Below are 21,692 nucleotides of genomic sequence, written 5' to 3'. Positions count from 1 at the left end.
CCCGGGTGGCCCGCGGCCCGCGGCGGGCCGAGAGCTGTGCTCGCTTACCTCATCAGGCGGTTGTTCGCCGCCGCAGTGATGCTCGTGGTCATCATCATGGTGGTCTTCGGCATCTTCTTCCTCGTCCCCAAGTGGGCGGGCGTCGACATCGCCACGAGTTTCGTGGGCAAGCAGGCCGACCCAGCGGCCGTCGAGGCCGTGCGGGTGAAGCTGGGCCTGAACGACCCGATCTACTCCCAGGTCTGGGAGTTCTTCAAGGGCATCTTCGCGGGCCGTACCTACGCGGCCGGCGGCGATGTCACCCACTGCGCCGCGCCGTGCTTCGGCTACTCCTTCCGCAGCGAGCAGGCCATCTGGCCGGTGCTCACCGACCGCTTCCCGGTGACCCTGGAACTCGCGCTCGGTGCCGCCGTGCTGTGGCTGGTCTTCGGTGTCTCGGCGGGTGTGCTCTCCGCGCTCAAGCGGGGCAGCGTCTGGGACCGCGGCGCGATGGTCGTCGCGCTGACCGGCGTCTCGCTGCCCATCTACTTCACCGGCATGCTCGTCCTGTCGATCTTCACCTACGGGCTCCACTGGATCGACGCGCAGTACGTGTCGCTCTCGGACAGCTTCACCGGCTGGTTCGGCGGGATGATCCTGCCCTGGATCAGCCTCGCGTTCCTCTACGCGGCGATGTACGCCCGTATCACCCGGGCCACCATGATGGAGGTCCTCGGCGAGGACTACATCCGTACGGCCCGCGCCAAGGGCCTGCGGGAGCAGACCGTCATCGGCAAGCACGCCATGCGCTCCACGATGACGCCCATCCTGACCATGCTCGGCATGGACCTCGGAGCCCTCATCGGCGGCGCGATCCTCACCGAGACCACGTTCAACCTGCCCGGCCTCGGCCAGGCCGTGCTGAACGCGATCAAGAACCAGGACCTGCCCGTCATCCTGGGCGTCGTCCTGATCACCTCGCTCGCCGTGCTCATCGCCAACCTGGTCGTGGACATCCTCTACGCCGTGATCGACCCCCGAGTGAGGCTCGCATGACCGAACTCAGCAAGACCGGAGCGGCCGTGGGCGAGCCCACCAGCGACTCGCCCGCGCCGACCGCCTTCCTCGAAGTACGCGACCTGAAGGTGCACTTCCCGACCGACGACGGCCTGGTCAAGTCGGTCGACGGACTCAGCTTCAAGCTGGAGAAGGGCAAGACCCTCGGCATCGTGGGCGAGTCCGGCTCCGGCAAGTCGGTGACCTCGCTCGGCATCATGGGCCTGCACACCGCCGGTCAGTACGGCAAGCGCAAGGCGCAGATCTCCGGCGAGATCTGGCTGGACGGCACCGAACTGCTCTCCGCCGACCCCGACCACGTCCGCAAGCTGCGCGGCCGGCAGATGTCGATGATCTTCCAGGATCCGCTGTCCGCGCTGCACCCGTACTACACGATCGGCCAGCAGATCGTGGAGGCGTACCGGATCCATCACAGCGTCGACAAGAAGACCGCCAAGCGGCGTGCGGTCGAGATGCTCGACCGGGTGGGCATCCCGCAGCCGGACAAGCGGGTCGACAGCTACCCGCACGAGTTCTCCGGCGGTATGCGCCAGCGCGCGATGATCGCGATGTCGCTGGTCAACAACCCCGAACTGCTGATCGCGGACGAGCCGACCACCGCCCTCGACGTGACCGTCCAGGCGCAGATCCTCGACCTGATCCGCGACCTCCAGAAGGAGTTCGGCTCCGCGGTCGTCATCATCACCCACGACCTGGGCGTCGTCGCCGAACTGGCCGACGACATCCTGGTGATGTACGGCGGTCGCTGCGTGGAGCGCGGACCGGCCGAGAAGGTGTTCTACGAGCCCCGCCACCCCTACACCTGGGGCCTGCTGGGTTCGATGCCGCGGCTCGACCGCGAGCAGCAGGAGCGCCTGGTCCCGGTCAAGGGCTCCCCGCCCTCCCTGATCAACGTCCCGTCCGGCTGCGCCTTCAACCCGCGCTGCCCGTACGCCGACCTCCCGAAGGACAACGTCACCCGCACGGTCCGCCCCGAGCTGACCGAGATCGGCAGCCGGCACTGGGCCGCCTGCCATCTGTCGCAGGAGCAGCGGGAGCGGATCTGGACCGAAGAGATTGCGCCGAAGCTGTGAGTGAGAACGCAGAGGACAACGCAGTGGGCATCCCTGCACAGAGCGACGGCGCCGCGGGGACGGCGACCCTGAACAAGGGCGCCGCTCCCGGCGAGGTCCTGCTGAAGGTGACCGGGCTCCAGAAGCACTTCCCGATCCGCAAGGGCCTGCTCCAGCGGCAGGTCGGCGCGGTGCGCGCGGTCGACGGCATCGACTTCGAGGTGCGGTCCGGCGAAACCCTCGGCGTGGTCGGCGAGTCGGGCTGCGGCAAGTCGACGATGGGCCGGCTGATCACCCGGCTGCTCGAACCGACCGCGGGCACGGTGGAGTTCGAGGGCAAGGACATCACGCACCTCGGTGTCGGCGGGATGCGCCCGCTGCGCCGCGACGTGCAGATGATCTTCCAGGACCCGTACTCGTCGCTGAACCCGCGGCACACCATCGGCACCATCGTCGGCGCTCCCTTCCGGCTCCAGGGTGTGACGCCCGAGGGTGGCGTCAAGAAGGAAGTGCAGCGGCTGCTGTCGGTCGTGGGTCTCAACCCCGAGCACTACAACCGCTATCCGCACGAGTTCTCCGGCGGTCAGCGCCAGCGCATCGGCATCGCCCGCGCGCTCGCGCTCAACCCGAAGCTGGTCGTGGCGGACGAGCCGGTGTCGGCCCTCGACGTGTCGATCCAGGCGCAGGTCGTCAACCTCCTCGACGACCTCCAGCAGGAGCTGGGCCTGACGTACGTGATCATCGCGCACGACCTCTCCGTCGTCCGGCACGTCTCGGACCGGATCGCCGTGATGTACCTCGGCAAGATCGTGGAGCTGGCCGACCGCGAGTCGCTGTACAAGGCGCCGATGCACCCGTACACCAAGGCGCTGATGTCGGCGGTCCCGATCCCGGACCCGAGGCGGAAGAACGCCAAGAGCGAGCGCATCCTGCTGAAGGGCGACGTCCCCTCGCCGATCGCGCCGCCGAGCGGCTGCCGTTTCCACACCCGCTGCTGGAAGGCGACGGAGATCTGCCGGACGACCGAGCCGCAGCTCCTGGAGTTGCAGCCCGGCCAGCGGGTGGCCTGCCACCACCCGGAGAACTTCGCCGACCAGGCGCCGCAGGACACGGTCCTGCTGTCCGCCGCGAAGGAGGCCGGGGAACTGGTTCCGGACGCCGTCCTTGAGGAGTCGGCGGAGACGTCGGCCGCGGTGGCGGCGGCGGTCTCGGCCGACGGCGCGGCGCCGGCCGCCGAGCCGACCGCAGAGCCGATCGCCGAGCCGACCGCCGAGCCGGTCGGCGGGAACGCGGCGGAGGCCGCTGAGACGCCCGCGGACGAGACCGCGGCGGCTGCCGGAGCGGCAGCGGACACCGCGAAGCCCGCGGCGGAGACCGCCGCGGACGCTTCCGCGTCCGACGACGTGGCCCAGGACGTGGCCCAGGACGCCGCCACCGAAGCCTCCGACGAGGGCGCGGCGGACGGCACGCCGAGGCCGAAGGACTCCTAGCGGAGGCGGCGGGCGAGGCCGTCCACGGCTGCGAACGGGAGAGTGCGCGGGGCGCGCTCTCCCGTTCTGTCTGTATGGGGACGGGCCGATCGCCTTGCTTTGCAAGGCACATGCCGTCCTCTAGGTGAGAATGACAGGGTGTTCCAGCAATTCTTCACCCCTTCCGTCCAGCACGCCATCGATGTCGCCGGCATCTTCGTCTTCGCGATCTCCGGTGCGCTGCTGGCCGTCCGCAAGAACTTCGACGTCTTCGGCATCGCCGTGCTCGCCGAGGTCACCGCGCTGGGCGGCGGACTGTTCCGTGACGTGGTCATCGGAGCGGTGCCGCCGGCCGCCTTCACCGACCTGGGCTACTTCACCACCCCGCTGCTCGCCGCCCTGCTGGTCGTCTTCCTGCACCCCCAGGTGGAACGCATCCAGGTCGCGGTCAACGTCTTCGACGCGGCGGGCCTCGGCCTGTTCTGCGTGGCCGGGACGACGAAGGCGTACGCCTACGGGCTCGGCCTGACCGCGTCCGCGGCCCTGGGCGTCGCCACCGCGGTCGGCGGCGGCGTGCTGCGCGACGTACTCGCCAACGAGGTCCCCTCCCTGCTGCGCTGGGACCGCGATCTGTACGCGGTCCCGGCGATCGTCGGTGCCGCCCTGGTGGCGCTGTGTCTGCACTACGCCGCCCTGACGCCGCTCACCAGTGGCCTCGCGGCCGTCACCGCCTTCGTCCTACGCCTGCTCGCGATGCGTTTTCACTGGCGAGCGCCGCGTGCGTGGAACCGGCGGTCGACGGTGGCGGAGGAGTAGTGCCGCCGCCGACGCGGTGCCGGCCCATCTGCACCGTCAGCCAGCGGAACGCCTCCGGCACCTGGGGCCGCCACAGCGCCATGGTGTGGCCGCCCGCACTGCGCGGCAGATACACCACGTGCACGGTCGTCGGAGCCTTGGCCACCGCTTCGAGGGCCACGCCCGCCTGGTAGCCGTCGCCGGACTCGCCGGAGAGGTAGAGCGCGATCCGCGGCGGCACCGGGGCCTGCTTCAGCAGCAGGTAGGGGTTGTTCTCGGCGCGTACGGTCGGGTTCTGGGAGGCCAGCGAATTCCGTTCACCGATCGGGTCGTTGTAGCCGGAGAGACTCACCGCGGCCCGGTAGCGGTCGGGGTGGGCCACGGCCAGCTTCACCGCGCAGTGGGCGCCCGCCGAGTACCCGGCGACCGCCCAGCCCGACGGCTCGGTCTCGGCGCGGAAGTTGTCCATGACCATCCTGGGCACGTCGAGGCTCAGCCAACTGTCGGCGTTCACCGTGCCCGGGATGTTCGCGCAGCCCGTGTCCACCCCGGCCAGCAGGTTGGTGCGCGGCGCCACCAGGATGAACGGCGCGACCTGGCCGCTCTCCATCAGCGGCAGCAACTGCTCGTGCGCCTTCATCGAGCCGAACCACGCCTTCGCCGAGCCGGGGTAGCCCGGCAGCAGCTCCACCACGGGGAACTTCCGGTTCCGGTAGGCGGGTTGGCCGTACTGGGGCGGCAGCCAGACGTAGACCTCGGCGTTCACTCCGGACACCCGGCCCCTGAGCTGGGTGACCCGCACCCCGCCGGCCGCGTGCATGCCGGGTCCGTCGGCCGCCTGGAACGTCTGCTTCACCCGGGGCAGCCGCGCCAGCGCTATTCCACCGGTGCCGTCCCGGCCGAGGTCCGCGGCCTGCTGCACGTGGTTGCCGGTGCCGAACAGGTCGGCCCAGTTGTCGTACAGGTTGTTGGAGTTGTTGACCAGGACGAAGACCAGGGTCACGGCGGTGCCCTGGGCGAACAGCAGCATCAGCACCCGGGCGGCGACGCGCAGGGCCTTGGGCCCCCGCATCCGCGACCACAGGGCGAGCGGCAGGATGAGGGCGACGACACTCAGCACGAGGGTCGTGTAGAGGAACGCAGTCCCGGTGAGGCTCATGTCCCGATAGAGGGGGGAGCGGGCCCGCGGGTTTCGGGCGTGTCCGGACACTTACCGAGATATTGCCGGAACCTCACTCAGCGAGCCGATCGTCGGTTGATCGGATTTCCTCGATCGGATCACCCCGGATGGATTTCCTCGATCGGATCACCCTGTTCGAGTCGCTCCGGATCGGATCTGCGGCTAGGTGCTCCTTCAAAAGCTACCGCTTAGTAGTTTTATGTTCTAAGGTTCGGGTATGCGAGACGTGACCACCCCTTCCGACCGCCGGGCCGTGTCCGACGGCAGTGAGTTCGACCGTGACACGGCCGTCACTCGGCGCACGCCCGGCGTCTACGACATCGGCCTCTCGGCGGGCTGGACGATCGCCGGCGCGGTCAACGGCGGCTATCTGCTGGCCGTCCTCGGCCGTGCCCTCGCGGACACCCTTCCGCATCCGGACCCCTTCACGATCTCCGCGCACTACCTGACCGCGTCCCGGCCCGGTCCGGCCGTCGTCCGCACCGAGACCGTGCGCACCGGCCGTACCCTCTCCACCGGCCAGGCATCCCTCTTCCAATGCGACGACCGCGGCGACGAGGTCGAACGCATCCGCGTCCTCGCCTCCTACGGCGATCTCGACGCGCTCCCGGACGACGTCCGTACCGCCGCGACGCCGCCTCCGATGCCGCCCATGGACCAGTGCCTCGGCCCCGAGGACGGCCCGGCCGCCGGCGGGAGCGCGGGGCCGGCCATCACCGACCGGCTCATGCTGAGGCTCGACCCGGCCACGGTCGGCTGGGCGGTGGGCGCGCCCTCTGGAAAGGGGGAGATGCGCTCCTGGTTCGCCCTCGCGGACGGCAGGGACGCCGACCCGCTCTCGCTGCTGCTCGCGGTGGACGCCCTGCCGCCCACCGCCTTCGAACTCGGCCTCTCGGGCTGGGTCCCCACGGTCGAGCTGACCGTGCATGTGCGCCACCGTCCGGCGCCGGGCCCGCTGCGGGTGTCGATCACCACACGCAATCTGGCGGGCGGCTTCCTGGAGGAGGACGCCGAGGTCTGGGACGGCGCGGACCGGCTGGTGGCCCAGTCCCGGCAGTTGGCCCGGGTCAGGCTCGGCTGATCCGGGCCCGATCGGGTCCGACCCGGATGGATCGGGCCCGATCGAGGCCGATCCGGGTTGGCCTGAGCCTGTGTTCCGGTTGATCGGGGCACGGTTGAGCCCGGCCGGGGCCGGGCCGGGGCTCGGCTGGGGTGTGTCCCGGCCGGGCCGGGGCTCGGCTGGGGTGTGTCCTGGCCGGGCCGGGGTCCGGCTCAGTCCCGCCAGTGCCGGCAGCCCAGGCTGATCAGCCGGAGTCGGCGGACCGCGACCTGTGTGACGCGTTCGCGCTCCGCCTCCGACGCGTCCGGCTCCTCCTGGGCCTCCTGGGCCTCCTGGGCTTCCTGGGCTTCCTGGGCTTCCAGGCCCTCCAGGAACAGCGAGGCGGTGGCGATCATCTGGTCGACGTAGAGATGGGCCAGCATCAGCAGGTCGTCGTCGTCCCAGTCCGCTGTCTCCGGGTCCTTGGCCAGTTCGGTCCGCACCTCCGCGGCGAACAGCGCCAACTGGTCCCGGATCGCCGTGCGCACCGACTGCACCCCGCCGTGCCGCTCGCGGGCGATGAAGCGGATGTGTGCGGGGTGTGCCCGCACGTGGTGTTCGATCAACTGCACGGCGCGCGCGATGCGTTCGTCGCTGCCTCCGGCCGCGGACACCGTCGGGCCCACCATCGGGTGCAGGCTGCCGAGGGCCTCGTCGACCAGCGCCACCCCGAGGTCCGCGGTCGAGTGGAAGTGCCGGTAGAAGGCGGTCGGGGCGACTCCGACGACCCGGGCGACCTCCCGCAGGCCCAGGCTGCTCAGGCTCTGTTCCTCCAGCAGTTCCAGCGCCGCGTCCAGGAACGCCTGCCGGGTCTTCTGCTTCTGGGCCTGGCGGACGCCGACGGTGTGACTCATGTCATCCAGTTAACAGATGTTCTCCGGAATTGGGAAGCGGGTACTGGCCCTAGACTCCATAGTCAGTGAACAAGTGTTACTACATTCGTTCACCGATGTTGTCGCACGCGAGTTCTTCCGGAGGGGAACGCATCCCATGCTGTTCATCGTCGCCGCACTCCTGCTGCTGGGCGTCGTGATGGGCACCGTCGCCCACGCGCCGCTGCACCTCACCGCCGCCGCGGCCGTCGTCGTCGCCGTCTGGCTCGGAGTCTTCGCGCTCCGCGAGCGCCACGCCCGCCGCCACGCGCCCTCGGCCGACTGACCCCGGCGCCCGGCGCACGGCGCCACGCTCCCCGACCGACACCATCGTTCCTGCCCGCCGTCCCTGCCCGTCGCCCGTCGCCCGCGGCGCGCCGCCGACCCCGACCCCCGGGAGCTGACCACCCATGCACCTCACCGCACCGGCCATCCGCCGCCCCGGCACGCGCGACGCCGACGGCATGGCCGTCGCGTCCTTCATCCTCGGCCTGCTCGGCCTTCTCGTCCTCAACCTCGTGCTCGGCCCCATGGCCGTCGTGCTGGCCGGTGTCGCCCTGTGGCGCGGCACCGCCCGCCGGGGCCGCGCCGTGCTCGGCCTCACGCTGGGCATCGCCGACCTGCTGGTCCTGCTCGCGTTCGTACAAGCGGACAGCACGGTGTCCTGGAGCTTCTGAGCCCCGCGGCTTCGGCGGCCCTGCCTCGGGTCTCCGCGGTCCTTAAATCGCCGGCCGGTCGATGCCAGCACCCCCTGAGTCCGCCCGGAAGGGCCCCGTAGAATCGGCCTCACCATGGCTTACCTCGACCACGCCGCGACCACTCCGATGCTGCCGCAGGCGGCGGAGGCACTCACCGCCCACCTGAGCGTCACCGGCAACGCCTCCTCGCTGCACGCCTCCGGCCGAAAGGCCCGCCGTACGGTCGAGGAGTCCCGCGAGTCCCTCGCGGACGCGCTGGGCGCCCGTCCGAGCGAGGTCGTCTTCACCGCCGGCGGCACCGAGGCCGACAACCTCGCCGTCAAGGGCCTGTACTGGGCGCGCAACGCCACCGACCCGCGTCGCACCCGCGTGCTGTCCAGCCCCGTCGAGCACCACGCGGTCCTCGACGCCGTCCACTGGCTCGGCGAACACGAGGGCGCCACCGTCGAATACCTCCCCGTCGACCGGTACGGCCGGGTCCATCCGCAGGCCCTGCGCGAGGCCATCGCCCGCAACCCCGACGATGTCGCCCTGGCCACGGTCATGTGGGCCAACAACGAGATCGGCACCGTCCTGCCGGTCCGTGAACTGGCCGAAGTGGCCGGGGAGTTCGGTGTCCCGCTGCATGCCGACGCGGTGCAGGCGTTCGGGCAGGTCCCGGTCGACTTCGCCGCCTCCGGGCTCGCCGCGATGACCGTGTCCGGCCACAAGATCGGCGGCCCGTACGGCGTCGGAGCGCTGCTCCTCGGCCGCGAACACACCCCCGTACCCGTCCTGCACGGCGGCGGCCAGGAACGGCACGTCCGGTCCGGCACCCTGGACGTCCCGGCCATCGCCTCCTTCGCGGTCGCCGGGCGGCTGGCGGCCGGTCAGCGCGAGTGGTTCGCCCGTGAGATCGGCGCCCTGCGCGACGAACTCGTCGCGGCCGTCCGCTCGGCGGTGCCGGACGCGATCCTCGGCGGCGACCCCGTGGACCGGCTGCCGGCCAACGCCCACTTCACCTTCCCCGGCTGCGAGGGCGACTCCCTGCTGCTCCTGCTGGACGCCCAGGGCATCGAGTGCTCCACCGGCTCCGCCTGCACCGCGGGCGTCGCCCAGCCCAGCCACGTGCTGCTCGCCACCGGCACCGACCCGGACCTGGCCCGCGGCACCCTGCGCTTCTCCCTGGGCCACACCTCGACCCAGGCCGACGTGGACGCGGTCGCCAAGGCCATCGGCCCGGCGGTCGAGCGCGCCCGCGCCGCCGGCCTGGTCTAGGGCCCTTCGCCCCGCTGACAGACCCGCGGCACGGGCGACAGCGGCGGCACGGGCACCGTCGCGCCGCCGTCCGACCCCGCCGGCCACCCCTTCCACCTGTGCCGCGGGGATGGTCCGGGGCGGCCGGGCGGCCGAGGAACGACTGGTCGTCGCTGCTCGCGGACCGAGGCGACGGGTCCGGTGGCTCCGAGCCCGGTGGCCCCGAGCCCGGTGGCTCGGACCATCTCCCCTCGGACCTGCGCGTGCGGGGCCTACCCGTGCGGGACCTGCGCGTGCGGGATCTGCGCGTGCGGGACCTACCCGTGCAGGATCTGCGCGGGGCGCACCGCGCCGACCGGTCTGCCGTGTCCGAGGACAGGGGCGGTCGCCAGTTCCGCGAGGGTCTCGTCGGCGGCCGTGTCGACCCCGAGCCGGCGCAGTGCGGCGATCATCACGACGGGCCGCGCCCGCGGGGAACCGTCGGCGATCTTCAGGGCGACGGACGAGCCGTCGGGGAGCGCCAGGGCGTAGACCCCCTCCGCGCCGTCCTTGGCGACCGATCCGGGCAGCGCGCGCAGGAGCCGGGTCACGTCCCGGCCGGTTCCGCCCACGTATGCGGCGTGCTCCCGCATCGCCCCGGCGACCCGCCGCTCCGCGGAACCGGCCGGACCCGTCGCCACTCTGGCGAAGGCACGCGCCAAGCCCTGGTAGCCGATGGCGAACAGCGGTGCGCCGCAGCCGTCCACACCGGTCGCGGCGATCTTCTCCCCGGCCAGGTCCTCGACGGTCTCGTGCAGCGCGCGTTGCAGGGGGTGGCGCGGATCCAGGTACGTCTGCGGGTCCCACCCGTTGGCCACGCAGGTGGCGAGCATCGCGGCGTGTTTGCCGGAGCAGTTCATCGTCAGCGGGGTGGGCTCGCCGCCGTCCGCGAGGTGGGCGCGCAGCGCGGCTTCCCCGATGGGCAGCCCGGCCGTGCACCGCAGGGCACCGGTGTCGAGCCCGACGCCCGCGAGGATCCTGCGTACGCCGTCGAGGTGGAAGGCTTCGCCGGAGTGGCTGGCGCAGGCCAGTGCCAGCAGTTCGCCGTCCAGGTCGAGGCCGGCGCGCAGCATGCCGAGCGCCTGGAGCGGCTTGTTGGCCGATCTGGGGAACATCGGGCGGTCGGGTTCACCGACACTCAGCACGGTCTGCCCCTGCGGGCCCGCCGCGTGGACCGTTCCGTGGTGCACCGACTCCAGGAAGTCACCGCGCCAGACCTCCGCCACCACTTCGTGCACAGCGCGCTCCTTTCTGCCCAGCCGTCTCTCCGCCAGGTCGTGTCCGCCGAGTTGTACCTCTGTCCGGTCGTGCCTCTGTCCGGTCGTGCCAATGTCTGGTCGTGCCTTTGTCCGGTCGTCTCCCGCCGCACCGCCGAGCGCCCTCGAGGCCGGTCCCGCGCGGTCGGGTTCGGCGCCGCTCTCATGCGGTCGGGGTCGGCGAAGGCGTCTTTTTCAGGACGGCCGACGCCTCGCGCACCAGCTTCATGTACCGGTCCCAGTCCCAGTACCGGCCCGGATCCGTGTGGTCCGTACCGGGCACCTGCGAGTGCCCGATCACATGCGTCCGGTCGACCGGTATCCCGTACCGCCCGCATATCGCCGCCGTCAGCCGCGCGGAAGCCGCGTACATCTCGTCCGTGAGGGAGGAGGGGTCCTCCACGAACCCCTCGTGCTCGATGCCGACGCTGCGTTCGTTGTACTGCCGGTTGCCCGCATGGAACGCCACGTCCTGCTCGCGCACCAACTGCGTCACCTGACCGTCCTGGCGCACGATGTAGTGCGACGCGGCTCCGTGGCCCGGGTCCTGGAAGACCTGGACCGCGCCGCGGTAGCCGCCCTGCGTGACATGGATCACCACCCGGTCTATCCGGTAGTCGGCCGGCCGGTCCGCCTTCCGGTAGTTCGCCGTGGACGCGGCCACCCACTGCGCGCCCCGGAAGTCCACCACGCCCGCAGCCCGCGGCCGGTCCACCCCTGGTAGCCGCCACCACAGTCGGGACAACTCGTCGCGGGCCAGCGCCGCCGTGCCCACCGCCGCCGCTGCGCCGCCGATCAGCAGGGCACGCCTGCCGAGGCGACGGTCGATGTCGTTCTTTCCTGCCCCCATGTGATCGTCAACGGATACCCGCGGGCCCCGGTTCCCGCATCCCCGTACTCTGGAGGGGCTATGACTGACACCCCGCAGCGCTCCCGCCCCCTCCGCGTCCTCGCCGCCATGTCCGGCGGCGTCGATTCCGCCGTCGCCGCGGCCCGCGCGGCCGAGGCGGGCCACGACGTGACCGGCGTCCACCTCGCGCTCTCCGCGAACCCGCAGTCGTTCCGCACCGGCGCGCGCGGCTGCTGCACCATCGAGGACTCCCGTGACGCCCGCCGCGCCGCCGACGTCATCGGCATCCCGTTCTACGTCTGGGACCTCGCCGACCGCTTCCGGGAGGACGTGGTCGAGGACTTCGTCGCCGAGTACGAGGCCGGCCGCACCCCCAACCCGTGCCTGCGCTGCAACGAGAAGATCAAGTTCGCCGCGCTGCTGGACAAGGCACTGGCGCTGGGCTTCGACGCGGTGTGCACCGGCCACTACGCGAAGGTGGTGACGCACGCCGACGGCGGCCGGGAGCTGCACCGCGCCTCCGACCTCGCCAAGGACCAGTCGTACGTGCTCGGCGTGCTGGACGACCGGCAGCTGGCGCACGCGATGTTCCCGCTGGGGGACACGGTGACCACCAAGGACGAGATCCGCGCCGAGGCCGAGCGACGCGGCCTGGCCGTCGCCCGGAAGCCCGACTCGCACGACATCTGCTTCATCGCCGACGGCGACACCCAGGGCTTCCTCGCCACCCGCCTCGGCCGGGCCGAGGGCGACATCGTCGACGAGTCCGGCACCAAGGTGGGCACGCACGAGGGCGCGTACGGCTTCACCATCGGCCAGCGCAAGGGGCTGCGCATCGGCACCCCGGCGCAGGACGGCAAGCCCCGCTACGTCCTCGACATCTCCCCGGTGACCAACACCGTGACGGTCGGCCCGGCCGCCGCCCTGGACGTGACCGCGCTGACCGCGATCAAGCCCCGCTGGTGCGGCACCGCCCCGGCCGGCCCCGGCACCTACTCGGCCCAACTGCGCGCGCACGGGGACGAGACCGAGGTGACCGCGGAACTGGTGGACGGCGCCCTTCAGGTGTCGTTCGCGGCCCCGGTCCGCGGCGTCGCCCCCGGCCAGGCCGTGGTCCTGTACGACGGCACGCGCGTAGTGGGTTCGGCGACGATCGCGTCGACCACGCGCGCGAGGCCGGCGACGGTGTAGCCGGATCACGGATCGCAGGCCCCACGGATCGCACGGATCACGGATCGCGCGCCGCACGGCACACACGCCCCACGGATCGCCCGCCGCACGGCACGCACGCCGCGCGGCGAAGAACTCACTCCGGGGCGAATGGCCAGAATGATCCCAATGATGCCGATGCCCGCTACGGGACGACCCGCTACGGGACGACCCGCTACGGGACGACCCGCTACAGGGCGAAGAACTCGGCCAGTACCGGCGCCAGCACGTCCGGGTCCACCCGGTGCGTCTGGTCCTCCAGGGTGAGGAAGGTCCCCTTGGGCGCCGTGTCCGCGACCTCCGCGGCCGCCGTCCGCAGCCAGCCGGGGCTCGCCCCGCCCGCCACCGCCAGCACCGGCACGCCGATCGACGAGATCCGCTCCCGCGGCAGCAGACCGCCGCCCATCACGGCGTCGTCGTACGCCAGGGTCGGCGCGACGGCCTCCATGTCGGCCCACATCGGGGACTGCCGGGCGCCCTGGATCATCTGCTCGGCCAGCCCGGTCAGCCGCAGGAACAACTCGACCGCGTCGCCGTGCCGCCCCGCGGCCAGGGCGTCGGTGAGCCGCTCGGTGTACTCGGTGTGCTCCTTCTCCCCGCCGGGCCCGGCGAACGGCGGCTCGTACACGGCCACCTGACGGACCGGCAGCCCACTCGCCGCGGCCCGAAGTGCCAGCGCGCCGCCCGACGAGACGCCGTAGAGCGCCGCCTCGCCGCCCACCGCCTCGATCAGGGCCGCCAGGTCCTCGACCTCGCGGGCGACGGCGTACGGCGCCGTGTCGCCGCTCGCGCCGCGGCCCCGGCGGTCGTACGGGACGACGGTGAAGCGGTCCGCCAGCCGGGTGGCCAGCGGCGCCACCGTCGCACCCGTCGACATCGCGCCGCTCACGAGGACGACCGCAGGACCCCTTCCGGAGCGCTGGTACGCGATGGGCGTGCCGTCAGGCGAAATGATCTGCTTGTCCATGCCAGTGCAGACTGCCACCCGGCGGGCGCCTCATCGGTCACGACACTTCGGCGTCACGCCGTTTCGGCGGGCGACACTTCCGCCTCGTAGAAGCACAGGTGGTCCTTGATCCGGGCCACCTCGTCCTTGGGCTGCGGATAGCCCCAGACGAGGTCCGGGGCGTCCGGCAGCGACCAGTAGGACGCCGTGCCCTTGAAGGGGCAGTAGGTCTGGGTGTCGGAGGGGGTGAGGAGGTCGAGGCGCACGTCCTCGGCCGGGATGTAGTACCGCACGGGACTGCCGGTCTCGCGCAGCACCAAGGGGTGGTCGGTCTCGGCGAGCACCTGGTTCCCGTGCACCACGCGCACGTGCTGCTCGCCCTGTTCGATGGTGATGGTGTGTCCTTCGGCCATATCCGAACAGCACCCGCGGGCGCCGGGTTCTTCCCGCGTACGGTGGAGCCCATGAACATTTGCGTCTTCCTTTCCGCCGCCGACCTCGACGACCGCTACACGCGCCCCGCGCGCGACTTCGCGAGGCTGCTCGGCAAGGGCGGCCACACGCTGGTGTGGGGCGGCTCCGACGTCGGTCTGATGAAGGTGGTCGCGGACGGCGTGCAGGAGGCCGGTGGCAGGCTGCTCGGGGTCTGCGTGGAGTTCCTGGCGGCGAAGGCGCGGCCCGGCGCGGACGAGATGGTGATCGCCAAGGACCTCGGCGAGCGCAAGCGGCTGCTGCTGGAGAAGGCCGACGCGGTGGTGATCATGGTGGGCGGCACCGGGACGCTCGACGAGGCCACCGAGATCCTGGAGCTGAAGAAGCACGGACACACCGACAAGCCGGTCGTCCTGCTCAACACCGCGGGCTTCTACGACGGCCTGAAGGAGCAGTTCCGCCGGATGGAGGACGAGGGCTTCCTGCCCCGTCCCCTGAGCGACCTGGTGTTCTTCGCCGAGGAGCCGGTCGGTGCACTGGCCTACCTGGAGGAGAGCCGGGGCACGGCATGACGCGTCGCTGATGCGACCATGGCCTGCATGTCTACTCATGTGATCACCGGGGCCGGCTCCGGCATCGGCGCGGCCGTGGCGCGCCGCCTCCACGCGCGCGGGGACGATCTCGTCCTGCACGCGCGCGACGCGGGCCGTGCGAAGGACCTCGCGGCACGGTTCCCCGGGGCGCGCACGCTGGTCGGTGACCTCGCTGATCCGGACAGGCTGTCCTGGGCCTTCTCGCACCAGACGCTCCCGGACCGGGTGGACACGCTGCTGCACGTCGCGGGCGTGGTCGACCTCGGCCGGGTGGACGAGCTGACCCCCAAGTCCTGGCGGCACCAGCTCGGCGTCAACCTGCTCGCGCCTGCCGAGCTGACCCGGCACTTCCTGCCCCAGCTGCGCGCCGCCCGCGGACACGTGGTGTTCGTCAACTCCGGGGCGGGGCTGAGCGCCCACGCCGGCTGGTCCGCGTACGCCGCTTCCAAGCACGGCCTGAAGGCGCTCGCCGACGCCCTGCGCGAGGAGGAGCACGACAACGGCGTCCGGGTCACCTCCGTCTACCCCGGCCGCACCACCAGCCCCATGCAGGCCAAGGTGCACCAGCAGGAGGGCAAGGAGTACGACCCGGCCCGGTGGATCGACCCCGAGTCGGTCGCCACGGCGGTCCTGATGGCCCTGGACCTGCCGCGGGACGCGGAGGTCAACGATCTGACGGTGCGGCCGGGCCGGTGACGGCGCGGTGACCGACGTGCGGGATCCCGCCCTCGCCCGGCCCGTCCCCGGGGGCCGCCGGCGCCGGGCCCCGAGGGGTCGGGCGGTGGGTGCGCGCAGGCCCGGGTCAGGGGGCGGAGCCCCTGGGGCCCCGTACCGCATACGCTTCCGGCGTGAGTGAGAACAGCGAGTTCAGGTTCCCGGGCGCCACCGGCGTCGGGTCCATGCCCGGAACGGACGCGCGGGAGGCGGCCAAGACCGTCACCGGCAGCTTCGAGGACTTCCCGTTTCTGCCCGAGCTGCCCGCCCGCGGGCCCGGAGCCGACATGATCGGGCGGACCGCGGGCCTGCTCGTCGAGCTGTACGCGCGCGTGGAGCCCAGCGGCTGGCGGATCGGCGACCGGCCGGGCCGGGACACCAAGCGGGCGCGGTCCTGGCTCGGGGAGGACCTCGACGCGCTGGAGGAGCTGACCCAGGGCTACGAGGGCGACCTCAAGGTGCAGGCGGTCGGGCCGTGGACCCTGGCCGCCGCCCTGGAGCTGAGGAACGGCGAGGCCGCCCTCTCCGACCCCGGCGCCTGCCGCGACCTCACCGCCTCGCTCGCTGAAGGGCTGCGCCTGCATCTCGCCGGGGTGCGCCGCCGGGTGCCGGGCGCCAGGATCGTGCTCCAACTCGACGAGCCGTCCCTCACCTCCGTACTGCGCGGACAGGTCCGCACGGCCAGCGGCTACCGCACCCACCGCGCCGCGGACCGGCAGATCGTGGAGGCCGCCCTGCGGGACATTGTCGCCGTGCACGGCGACGGGCCCGTCGTGGTCCACTCCTGCGCGCCGGACGTGCCCTTCGCGCTGCTGCGCCGCGCGGGCGCCGCCGCCGTCTCCTTCGACTTCTCGCTGCTCACCGAGCGTGACGACGAGGTGATCGGGGAGGCCGTGGAGGGCGGCACGCGGCTGTTCGCCGGTGTCGTGCCGTCCGCGGACGGCACGTTGTCAGACCCTGCCGGTAGCGTCATGGGTGTCAGGACGCTGTGGCGCAGGCTGGGGCTGCGACCTGGGCTGCTCGCGGACGCGGTCACGGTCACGCCGACGTGCGGTCTCGCGGGCGCTTCACCCGCGTACGCCCGCGCGGCGCTCGCCCACTGCGTCCGGGCGGCGAGATCCCTCGCGGACAACCCAGAGTAACGGGAGGACAACACGGTGGCCGGCGACAAGCAAGCGGAGACGACAGTGCCCGCCGAGGCACGCGCCCAGCACGCGCGCCTCGCTGAGCAGATCGAGGAGCACCGCTTCCGGTACTACGTGAAGGACGCTCCCGTCGTCAGCGACGCGGAGTTCGACCGACTCCTGCGATCCCTTGAGGCGATGGAGGCCAAGTATCCGGAACTGCGCACACCCGACTCGCCGACCCAGAAGGTCTCGGGGTCCTACGAGACGGAGTTCACCGCGGTCGAGCACCGCGAGCGCATGCTCTCCCTCGACAACACCTTCAACGACGAGGAACTCGCCGCCTGGGCCGACCGCATCCACCGTGAACTCGGCGACCAGGACTACCACTTCCTGTGCGAACTGAAGGTCGACGGACTCGCGGTCAACCTCACCTACGAGCGCGGCCGGCTCACCCGCGCGGCGACCCGCGGCGACGGCCGCACCGGCGAGGACATCACGCCCAACGTCCGTACGATCGCCGAGATCCCCGACCGGCTGCACGGCGAGCGGGTGCCCGACCTCGTGGAGATCCGCGGCGAGGTCTTCTTCCCGATGGAGAAGTTCCTGGAGCTCAACGAGCGCCTGGTCGCGGCCGGCGACAAGCCGTTCGCCAACCCGCGCAACGCGGCCGCCGGTTCACTGCGCCAGAAGGACCCGCGCGTCACCGCGAGCCGCCCCCTGCACATGGTCGTCCACGGCATCGGCGCCCTGGAGGGCTACTCGGGCTTCAACCGCCTCTCCCACGCCTACGACCTGCTGGGGGGCTGGGGCCTGTCCACCTCCCCGCACAACCGGGTGGTCGACGACCTCGACGGGGTGCGGGAGTTCATCGCCTACTTCGGCGAGAACCGCCACTCCGTGGCGCACGAGATCGACGGCGTGGTCGTCAAGCTCGACGAGATCCGCCTCCAGGGCCGCCTCGGCTCCACCGCCCGCGCCCCGCGCTGGGCGATCGCGTACAAGTACGCGCCGGAGGAGGTCAACACCAAACTCGTCGACATCAAGGTGGGCGTCGGACGCACCGGCCGGGTCACGCCGTACGCCCAGGTCGAGCCGGTCAAGGTCGCGGGCTCCGAGGTCGAGTTCGCCACCCTGCACAACCAGGACGTGGTCAAGGCCAAGGGCGTCCTCATCGGTGACACGGTGGTGCTCCGCAAGGCCGGTGACGTCATCCCGGAGATCCTCGGCCCGGTCGTCGACCTGCGCGACGGCAGCGAGCGGGAGTTCGTGATGCCCACCGAGTGCCCGGAGTGCGGCACGCCGCTGCGCCCCATGAAGGAGGGCGACATCGACCTCCGCTGCCCCAACGCGCGCGCGTGCCCGGCCCAGTTGCGGGAGCGCGTCTCCTACCTCGCCGGCCGGGAATGCCTGGACATCGAGCACTTCGGAGAAGTGGCGGCGGCGGCGCTCACCCGCCCGCTGGAGCCCGCCGAGCCGCCGCTGAAGGACGAGGGCGACCTGTTCGACCTCACGGTGGACAAGCTGTTGCCCATCACGGCGTACGTCCTCGACCCGGACAGCGGCCTGCCCAAGCGGGACCCCAAGACCGGCCAGGAGAAGGTCGTCACGGTCTTCGCCAACCAGAAGGGCGAGCCGAAGAAGAACACCCTCGCCCTGCTGGAGAACATCGAGGCGGCCAAGGCCCGCCCGCTCGCCCGCTTCCTGAACGGGCTCTCCATCCGGCACGTCGGACCGGTCGCCGCCCAGGCACTGGCCCGCTCGTTCCGCTCCGTGGACCGCATCGAGCAGGCGTCCGAGGAGGAACTGGCGAACATCGAGGGCGTCGGCCCGATCATCGCCGCGGCGGTCAAGGAATGGTTCACCGAGGACTGGCACCGCGAGATCGTCCGCAAGTGGAAGGCGGCCGGAGTCCCGCTGGAGGACGAGGCATCGGGCGAGGAGGAGGGCCCGCGTCCCCTGGAGGGCCTCACCGTCGTCGTGACCGGCACCCTGGAGAACTTCACCCGGGACGGTGCCAAGGACGCGTTGCAGAGCCGTGGAGCCAAGGTGACCGGATCGGTGTCGAAGAAGACCGCGTTCGTCGTCGTGGGTGACAACCCGGGTTCGAAGTACGACAAGGCCATGCAGCTGAAGGTGCCGGTCCTGAACGAGGACGGCTTCGCTGTCCTGTTGGAACAGGGGCCAAAGGCGGCGGCCGAAGTCGCCCTTCCGACCGCGGAGTAGCGGTTGAAGGCCACCCGATCGGCGCATATCAGCTGCATACGGGTGGCCGGGGCGCATTCGGGCAACCGTCGACGACCGCTGCCCGTGAAAGCCTTCTGCGGCCTACTGTTGAGGTGTGCGCCTGCCGTGCCCAGCTGCGGTCGGGGCATCCCCGTGCCCTCGAACGGCACGGGGACGGGTTGTTCCAACGCGGAGCCGTCGACGGATCTCGGGCGTCGGGCCGCGTGGCGTGGGCACCGCCGGCTGTGAGAGGGACGGGAATGGAACCGACCGAGAGCGCCGCCCCGGACTTGCGGCTGTGGCTGCGCAGGGCGGTCGCGTGGCGGGCGAGCCGGTGGCCGGGACGGGCCGCGGAGCGCGCGGGCGCCGTCGCACGCGCCGCCGCACCGCACATGGTGCCTCGGGCAGGCGCCGTTCCCCTGGTCGTAGGCGCACCAGGCGCACCCGGGCCGGCCGGCTCCGACCACGAACGCCAGCCGGCCTGGCCCGCACTGCCCGCCGCGGTCGTCGCGGCGGCCGCGTTCCTGCTGGGCGCCGGGTTCTACCGGGCGTTCACCGACAACCACGCCCTCTTCCCGTCCGGCACCGTCGGCTGGTCACTGGCGCTGCTCACCGGCATCATCGTCGGCCACCTCGTCATGCTCGGCCGCGCCCGCTGGTGGGGCGGCACCGGCTCCGGCGCCGCCCTCACCCTCGCCGTGCTGCTGCTCTACGGCTGGCTGCCCGCCGGCATGGTCAGCCTCACCGTCGTCGTCCTGGTCGGCATAGCCCGCCGGCACCGCTGGCGCCAGGGTGTGCTGCACGGCTCGGTCGACATCCTCGGCATCGGGGCCGCCGCCCTGCTGCTCGGCTCCTGCGGCCGGGTACCGACCGTCGAGGACCCGTGGAGCCCCGACCACTGGAGCGTCACCGCGGTCCCCGAGGTGGTGCTCGTCGCGGCGGCCTACCTGGCCGTCACCCGCGTCCTGCTGTGGTACCTGAGCGCCCCGCGCGGCGGCGGTCTGCCCACCGTCGCCCGTACCGCCCTGGTCAGACAGGGCCTGGTCGCGGTCGCGCTGCTCGGTATCGCTCCGCTGATCTGCGTGGTGGCGGTCGCCCGGCCGGTGCTGCTCCCGCTGTTCGCCATCCCGCTGATCGCCCTCGACTCCACCCTGTGGATCGCGCGGGCCCGGGCCGAGGAACAACTGCGCGACCCGCTGACCGGACTGCCCAACCGGCAGTGGCTCCTGGAACGGATCTGGACGGCCCTCGACGACGCCGAACGCATCGGTGCCCGGTCCGCCCTCATGCTGATCGACCTCGACCGGTTCCGGTCGGTGAACGACACCCTCGGGCACCTCGCCGGGGACCGACTGCTGCTCCAGATAGCCGAACGGCTGCGCCTCGCGCTGCCGCGCGGCGCGGAGGCCGCACGCCTCGGCGGCGACGAGTTCGCCGTCCTGCTGCCGGTCGCCGACTCCACGACGTCCGCGACCCGGGTCGCCCGCAACCTCGTCACCGCGCTGAGTTCGCCGCTCGACCTAGACGGGCTCACCCTCGTCCTGGAGGCCAGCGCGGGCGTCGCCGTCTTCCCGGACCACGCGCTGGACGCCGAGGGTCTGCTGCGCCGCGCCGACGTGGCGATGTACCAGGCGAAGCGGGACCGCACCGGCGTCGAGGTCTACGAGTCCAAGCGGGACTCCAACACCCCGGACCGGCTCGGGCTGCTCGGCGATCTGCGCCGGGCCCTGGACGCGCACGAGGTCCAGCTGCACTACCAGCCCAAGGTCCGCTTCGACGGGCAGGTCGCCGGTCTGGAGGCGCTGGTGCGCTGGGTGCACCCGGAACGCGGGAAGGTACCGCCGGACGAGTTCATAGCGATCGCCGAGTCCTCCGGGCTGATGCCCCTGCTGACGGAGTACGTGCTGGAGACCGCGCTCGGGCAGGTCGCCAAGTGGCGGGCCCAGGGGCTGCGGGTGCCGGTGGCCGTGAACGTCTCCCCGCGGGACGTCCACACGCCCGGCTTCGCCGGCTCGGTCGCCGCCCGGCTGGCCCGGCACGGAGTGCCCGCGGGAGCGCTCCAACTGGAGATCACCGAGCACGTCCTGCTGGAGGACCCGCAGCGCGCCGCGGACACGCTGGCCGGGCTGACCGGGCACGGCGTGAAGATGTCCCTGGACGACTTCGGCACCGGGTACTCCTCTCTGGTGCATCTGCGCCGGCTGCCCGTCAGCGAGCTGAAGATCGACCGGTCCTTCGTGGCACGGCTGGCCGTCGACACCGAGGACGCGGAGATCGTGCGCTGCACCGTCGACCTGGCGCACTCGCTGGGCCTGCTGGTGGTCGCCGAGGGCGTGGAGGACGACGAGACCTGGGAGCGGCTGCGGGATCTCGGCTGCGACGCGGTGCAGGGATGGCTGGTCGCCGCGGCGATGCCGCCCGACGAGACCACGGCCTGGCTGCTGGCGCGCGGCTCACGGGGATGGCAGCGGCCGCGGGCCGCGCTGCCGGCGGCAGCGGCCGACGACTGAGCGAGGCGCTCCACCGACCGGGCCGACGAGGCGCTCCACCGGGTGGGCCGAGCACCCGTGGCGGTGTGGTGACTGGTCGCGCGGTTCCCTCGCGCCTCTTGCAGGTGTCGGCCGCAGGTGTCGGCCGCAGTGTCGACCGCAGTGTCGGACGTCCACTGCGGGATTCGGCCGGCCCGCTCCGCGGCGGCGGACCGGGCCGAGGTGTGTCGTCGGTCGTCCGCGGCGGCGTCGTGGCTGGTCGCGCAGGTCCCCGCGCCCCTTCGAGGGACGTCGGCGTTCCGCCGTACCCGGCGCAGTGGCGGCTGGTCGCACCCGCCCGGCTGAGCCGTATGCCGC

Annotated in this window: 20 protein-coding genes; 14 read left to right on the top strand and 6 right to left on the bottom strand. The window is 72.1% G+C overall.

The annotated features are described in order from the left end of the window. Positions 1-36 precede the first annotated feature (36 nt). From ACFC09_RS26745 to ACFC09_RS26730, 4 genes are all read left to right on the top strand, one after another. Positions 37-1,035, top strand: a complete 999-nt coding sequence (locus tag ACFC09_RS26745) for an ABC transporter permease (RefSeq protein WP_376532825.1) — start codon at positions 37-39, stop codon at positions 1,033-1,035. After that, positions 1,032-2,129, top strand: coding sequence for an ABC transporter ATP-binding protein (locus tag ACFC09_RS26740; protein WP_376532823.1), 1,098 nt, complete (start codon positions 1,032-1,034; stop codon positions 2,127-2,129). Before ACFC09_RS26745 ends, ACFC09_RS26740 begins: the two co-directional genes overlap by 4 nt. A gap of 23 nt (positions 2,130-2,152) precedes the next feature. Next, the gene (locus ACFC09_RS26735; protein ID WP_376532927.1) at positions 2,153-3,598 is read left to right on the top strand and encodes an ABC transporter ATP-binding protein; all 1,446 of its coding nucleotides are present in this window, start codon (positions 2,153-2,155) and stop codon (positions 3,596-3,598) included. 138 nt (positions 3,599-3,736) lie between these two features. Next, positions 3,737-4,393, top strand: coding sequence for a trimeric intracellular cation channel family protein (locus ACFC09_RS26730; RefSeq protein WP_376532821.1), 657 nt, complete (start codon positions 3,737-3,739; stop codon positions 4,391-4,393). Here ACFC09_RS26730 and ACFC09_RS26725 read toward each other — a convergent pair. Beyond that, on the bottom strand, positions 4,302-5,531 hold the full coding sequence (locus tag ACFC09_RS26725) for an alpha/beta hydrolase (RefSeq protein ID WP_376532819.1): 1,230 nt from the start codon (positions 5,529-5,531) through the stop codon (positions 4,302-4,304). The two genes, ACFC09_RS26730 and ACFC09_RS26725, sit on opposite strands and share 92 nt — an antisense overlap. Positions 5,532-5,769: 238 nt before the next feature. On the opposite strand from ACFC09_RS26725, the gene ACFC09_RS26720 reads away from it, so the two are divergent. Then, positions 5,770-6,633, top strand: a complete 864-nt coding sequence (locus ACFC09_RS26720) for a thioesterase family protein (RefSeq protein WP_376532817.1) — start codon at positions 5,770-5,772, stop codon at positions 6,631-6,633. A 191-nt stretch (positions 6,634-6,824) separates the two neighbouring features. Here ACFC09_RS26720 and ACFC09_RS26715 read toward each other — a convergent pair whose 3' ends face one another. Further along, positions 6,825-7,505: a TetR family transcriptional regulator gene (locus tag ACFC09_RS26715; protein ID WP_376532815.1), complete on the bottom strand. Its 681-nt coding sequence runs from the start codon at positions 7,503-7,505 to the stop codon at positions 6,825-6,827. 136 nt (positions 7,506-7,641) lie between these two features. Here ACFC09_RS26715 and ACFC09_RS26710 point away from each other — a divergent pair, with 136 nt between their 5' ends. The 3 genes from ACFC09_RS26710 to ACFC09_RS26700 all read left to right on the top strand — a co-directional run bounded on the left by ACFC09_RS26710 (position 7,642) and on the right by ACFC09_RS26700 (position 9,478). Beyond that, positions 7,642-7,809: a hypothetical protein gene (locus ACFC09_RS26710; protein WP_376532813.1), complete on the top strand. Its 168-nt coding sequence runs from the start codon at positions 7,642-7,644 to the stop codon at positions 7,807-7,809. 124 nt (positions 7,810-7,933) lie between these two features. Continuing rightward, on the top strand, positions 7,934-8,200 hold the full coding sequence (locus ACFC09_RS26705) for a DUF4190 domain-containing protein (protein ID WP_376532811.1): 267 nt from the start codon (positions 7,934-7,936) through the stop codon (positions 8,198-8,200). A 114-nt stretch (positions 8,201-8,314) separates the two neighbouring features. After that, positions 8,315-9,478, top strand: a complete 1,164-nt coding sequence (locus ACFC09_RS26700) for a cysteine desulfurase family protein (RefSeq protein WP_376532809.1) — start codon at positions 8,315-8,317, stop codon at positions 9,476-9,478. Between the two features lie 296 nt (positions 9,479-9,774). Here ACFC09_RS26700 and ACFC09_RS26695 read toward each other — a convergent pair whose 3' ends face one another. Continuing rightward, positions 9,775-10,734 (bottom strand): asparaginase, encoded by a 960-nt coding sequence (locus tag ACFC09_RS26695; RefSeq protein ID WP_376532807.1) that lies wholly within the window; start codon positions 10,732-10,734, stop codon positions 9,775-9,777. A 181-nt stretch (positions 10,735-10,915) separates the two neighbouring features. After that, positions 10,916-11,602, bottom strand: coding sequence for an N-acetylmuramoyl-L-alanine amidase (locus ACFC09_RS26690; RefSeq protein WP_376532805.1), 687 nt, complete (start codon positions 11,600-11,602; stop codon positions 10,916-10,918). Positions 11,603-11,662: 60 nt separating this feature from the next. Here ACFC09_RS26690 and mnmA point away from each other — a divergent pair, with 60 nt between their 5' ends. Next, positions 11,663-12,793, top strand: a complete 1,131-nt coding sequence (mnmA, locus tag ACFC09_RS26685; RefSeq protein ID WP_376532803.1) for a tRNA 2-thiouridine(34) synthase MnmA — start codon at positions 11,663-11,665, stop codon at positions 12,791-12,793. Between the two features lie 208 nt (positions 12,794-13,001). Here the strand turns inward: mnmA and ACFC09_RS26680 are convergent, their stop codons facing one another. Together ACFC09_RS26680 and ACFC09_RS26675 are read right to left on the bottom strand one after the other, a co-directional pair. Beyond that, positions 13,002-13,778, bottom strand: coding sequence for an alpha/beta fold hydrolase (locus ACFC09_RS26680; protein ID WP_376532801.1), 777 nt, complete (start codon positions 13,776-13,778; stop codon positions 13,002-13,004). Between the two features lie 53 nt (positions 13,779-13,831). After that, positions 13,832-14,170: a DUF427 domain-containing protein gene (locus ACFC09_RS26675; RefSeq protein ID WP_376532799.1), complete on the bottom strand. Its 339-nt coding sequence runs from the start codon at positions 14,168-14,170 to the stop codon at positions 13,832-13,834. A 51-nt stretch (positions 14,171-14,221) separates the two neighbouring features. Between ACFC09_RS26675 and ACFC09_RS26670 the strand changes: the two genes are divergently transcribed. From ACFC09_RS26670 to ACFC09_RS26650, 5 genes are all read left to right on the top strand, one after another. Beyond that, entirely contained in the window at positions 14,222-14,761 is a 540-nt protein-coding gene (locus ACFC09_RS26670) for a TIGR00730 family Rossman fold protein (protein ID WP_376532797.1), read from the top strand. Between the two features lie 27 nt (positions 14,762-14,788). Beyond that, positions 14,789-15,478, top strand: coding sequence for an SDR family oxidoreductase (locus tag ACFC09_RS26665; protein ID WP_376532795.1), 690 nt, complete (start codon positions 14,789-14,791; stop codon positions 15,476-15,478). A 152-nt stretch (positions 15,479-15,630) separates the two neighbouring features. After that, a complete protein-coding gene (locus tag ACFC09_RS26660; protein WP_376532793.1) occupies positions 15,631-16,638 on the top strand; it encodes a methionine synthase in 1,008 nt (335 codons plus the stop codon). 15 nt (positions 16,639-16,653) lie between these two features. Next, positions 16,654-18,846, top strand: coding sequence for an NAD-dependent DNA ligase LigA (ligA, locus tag ACFC09_RS26655; RefSeq protein ID WP_376532791.1), 2,193 nt, complete (start codon positions 16,654-16,656; stop codon positions 18,844-18,846). Positions 18,847-19,106: 260 nt separating this feature from the next. Further along, positions 19,107-21,356, top strand: a complete 2,250-nt coding sequence (locus ACFC09_RS26650) for a putative bifunctional diguanylate cyclase/phosphodiesterase (protein WP_376532789.1) — start codon at positions 19,107-19,109, stop codon at positions 21,354-21,356. Positions 21,357-21,692: the final 336 nt, after the last annotated feature.

The sequence above is a fragment of the Streptomyces sp. NPDC056161 genome, assembly GCF_042268025.1.
Classification (GTDB): Bacteria; Actinomycetota; Actinomycetes; order Streptomycetales; family Streptomycetaceae; genus Streptomyces.
Note: the sequence above shows the minus strand (reverse complement) of the source record. Positions and strands in the feature narration are given on the sequence as shown.

Coding starts and splice junctions, on each gene's coding strand:
- ACFC09_RS26740 (WP_376532823.1), top strand. CDS start 1,032: ATGACCGAACTCAGCAAGACCGGAGCGGCCGTGGGCGAGCCCACCAGC.
- ACFC09_RS26725 (WP_376532819.1), bottom strand. CDS start 5,531: ATGAGCCTCACCGGGACTGCGTTCCTCTACACGACCCTCGTGCTGAGT.
- ACFC09_RS26720 (WP_376532817.1), top strand. CDS start 5,770: ATGCGAGACGTGACCACCCCTTCCGACCGCCGGGCCGTGTCCGACGGC.
- ACFC09_RS26715 (WP_376532815.1), bottom strand. CDS start 7,505: ATGAGTCACACCGTCGGCGTCCGCCAGGCCCAGAAGCAGAAGACCCGG.
- ACFC09_RS26710 (WP_376532813.1), top strand. CDS start 7,642: ATGCTGTTCATCGTCGCCGCACTCCTGCTGCTGGGCGTCGTGATGGGC.
- ACFC09_RS26705 (WP_376532811.1), top strand. CDS start 7,934: ATGCACCTCACCGCACCGGCCATCCGCCGCCCCGGCACGCGCGACGCC.
- ACFC09_RS26700 (WP_376532809.1), top strand. CDS start 8,315: ATGGCTTACCTCGACCACGCCGCGACCACTCCGATGCTGCCGCAGGCG.
- ACFC09_RS26690 (WP_376532805.1), bottom strand. CDS start 11,602: ATGGGGGCAGGAAAGAACGACATCGACCGTCGCCTCGGCAGGCGTGCC.
- mnmA (WP_376532803.1), top strand. CDS start 11,663: ATGACTGACACCCCGCAGCGCTCCCGCCCCCTCCGCGTCCTCGCCGCC.
- ACFC09_RS26680 (WP_376532801.1), bottom strand. CDS start 13,778: ATGGACAAGCAGATCATTTCGCCTGACGGCACGCCCATCGCGTACCAG.
- ACFC09_RS26675 (WP_376532799.1), bottom strand. CDS start 14,170: ATGGCCGAAGGACACACCATCACCATCGAACAGGGCGAGCAGCACGTG.
- ACFC09_RS26670 (WP_376532797.1), top strand. CDS start 14,222: ATGAACATTTGCGTCTTCCTTTCCGCCGCCGACCTCGACGACCGCTAC.
- ACFC09_RS26665 (WP_376532795.1), top strand. CDS start 14,789: ATGTCTACTCATGTGATCACCGGGGCCGGCTCCGGCATCGGCGCGGCC.
- ACFC09_RS26650 (WP_376532789.1), top strand. CDS start 19,107: ATGGAACCGACCGAGAGCGCCGCCCCGGACTTGCGGCTGTGGCTGCGC.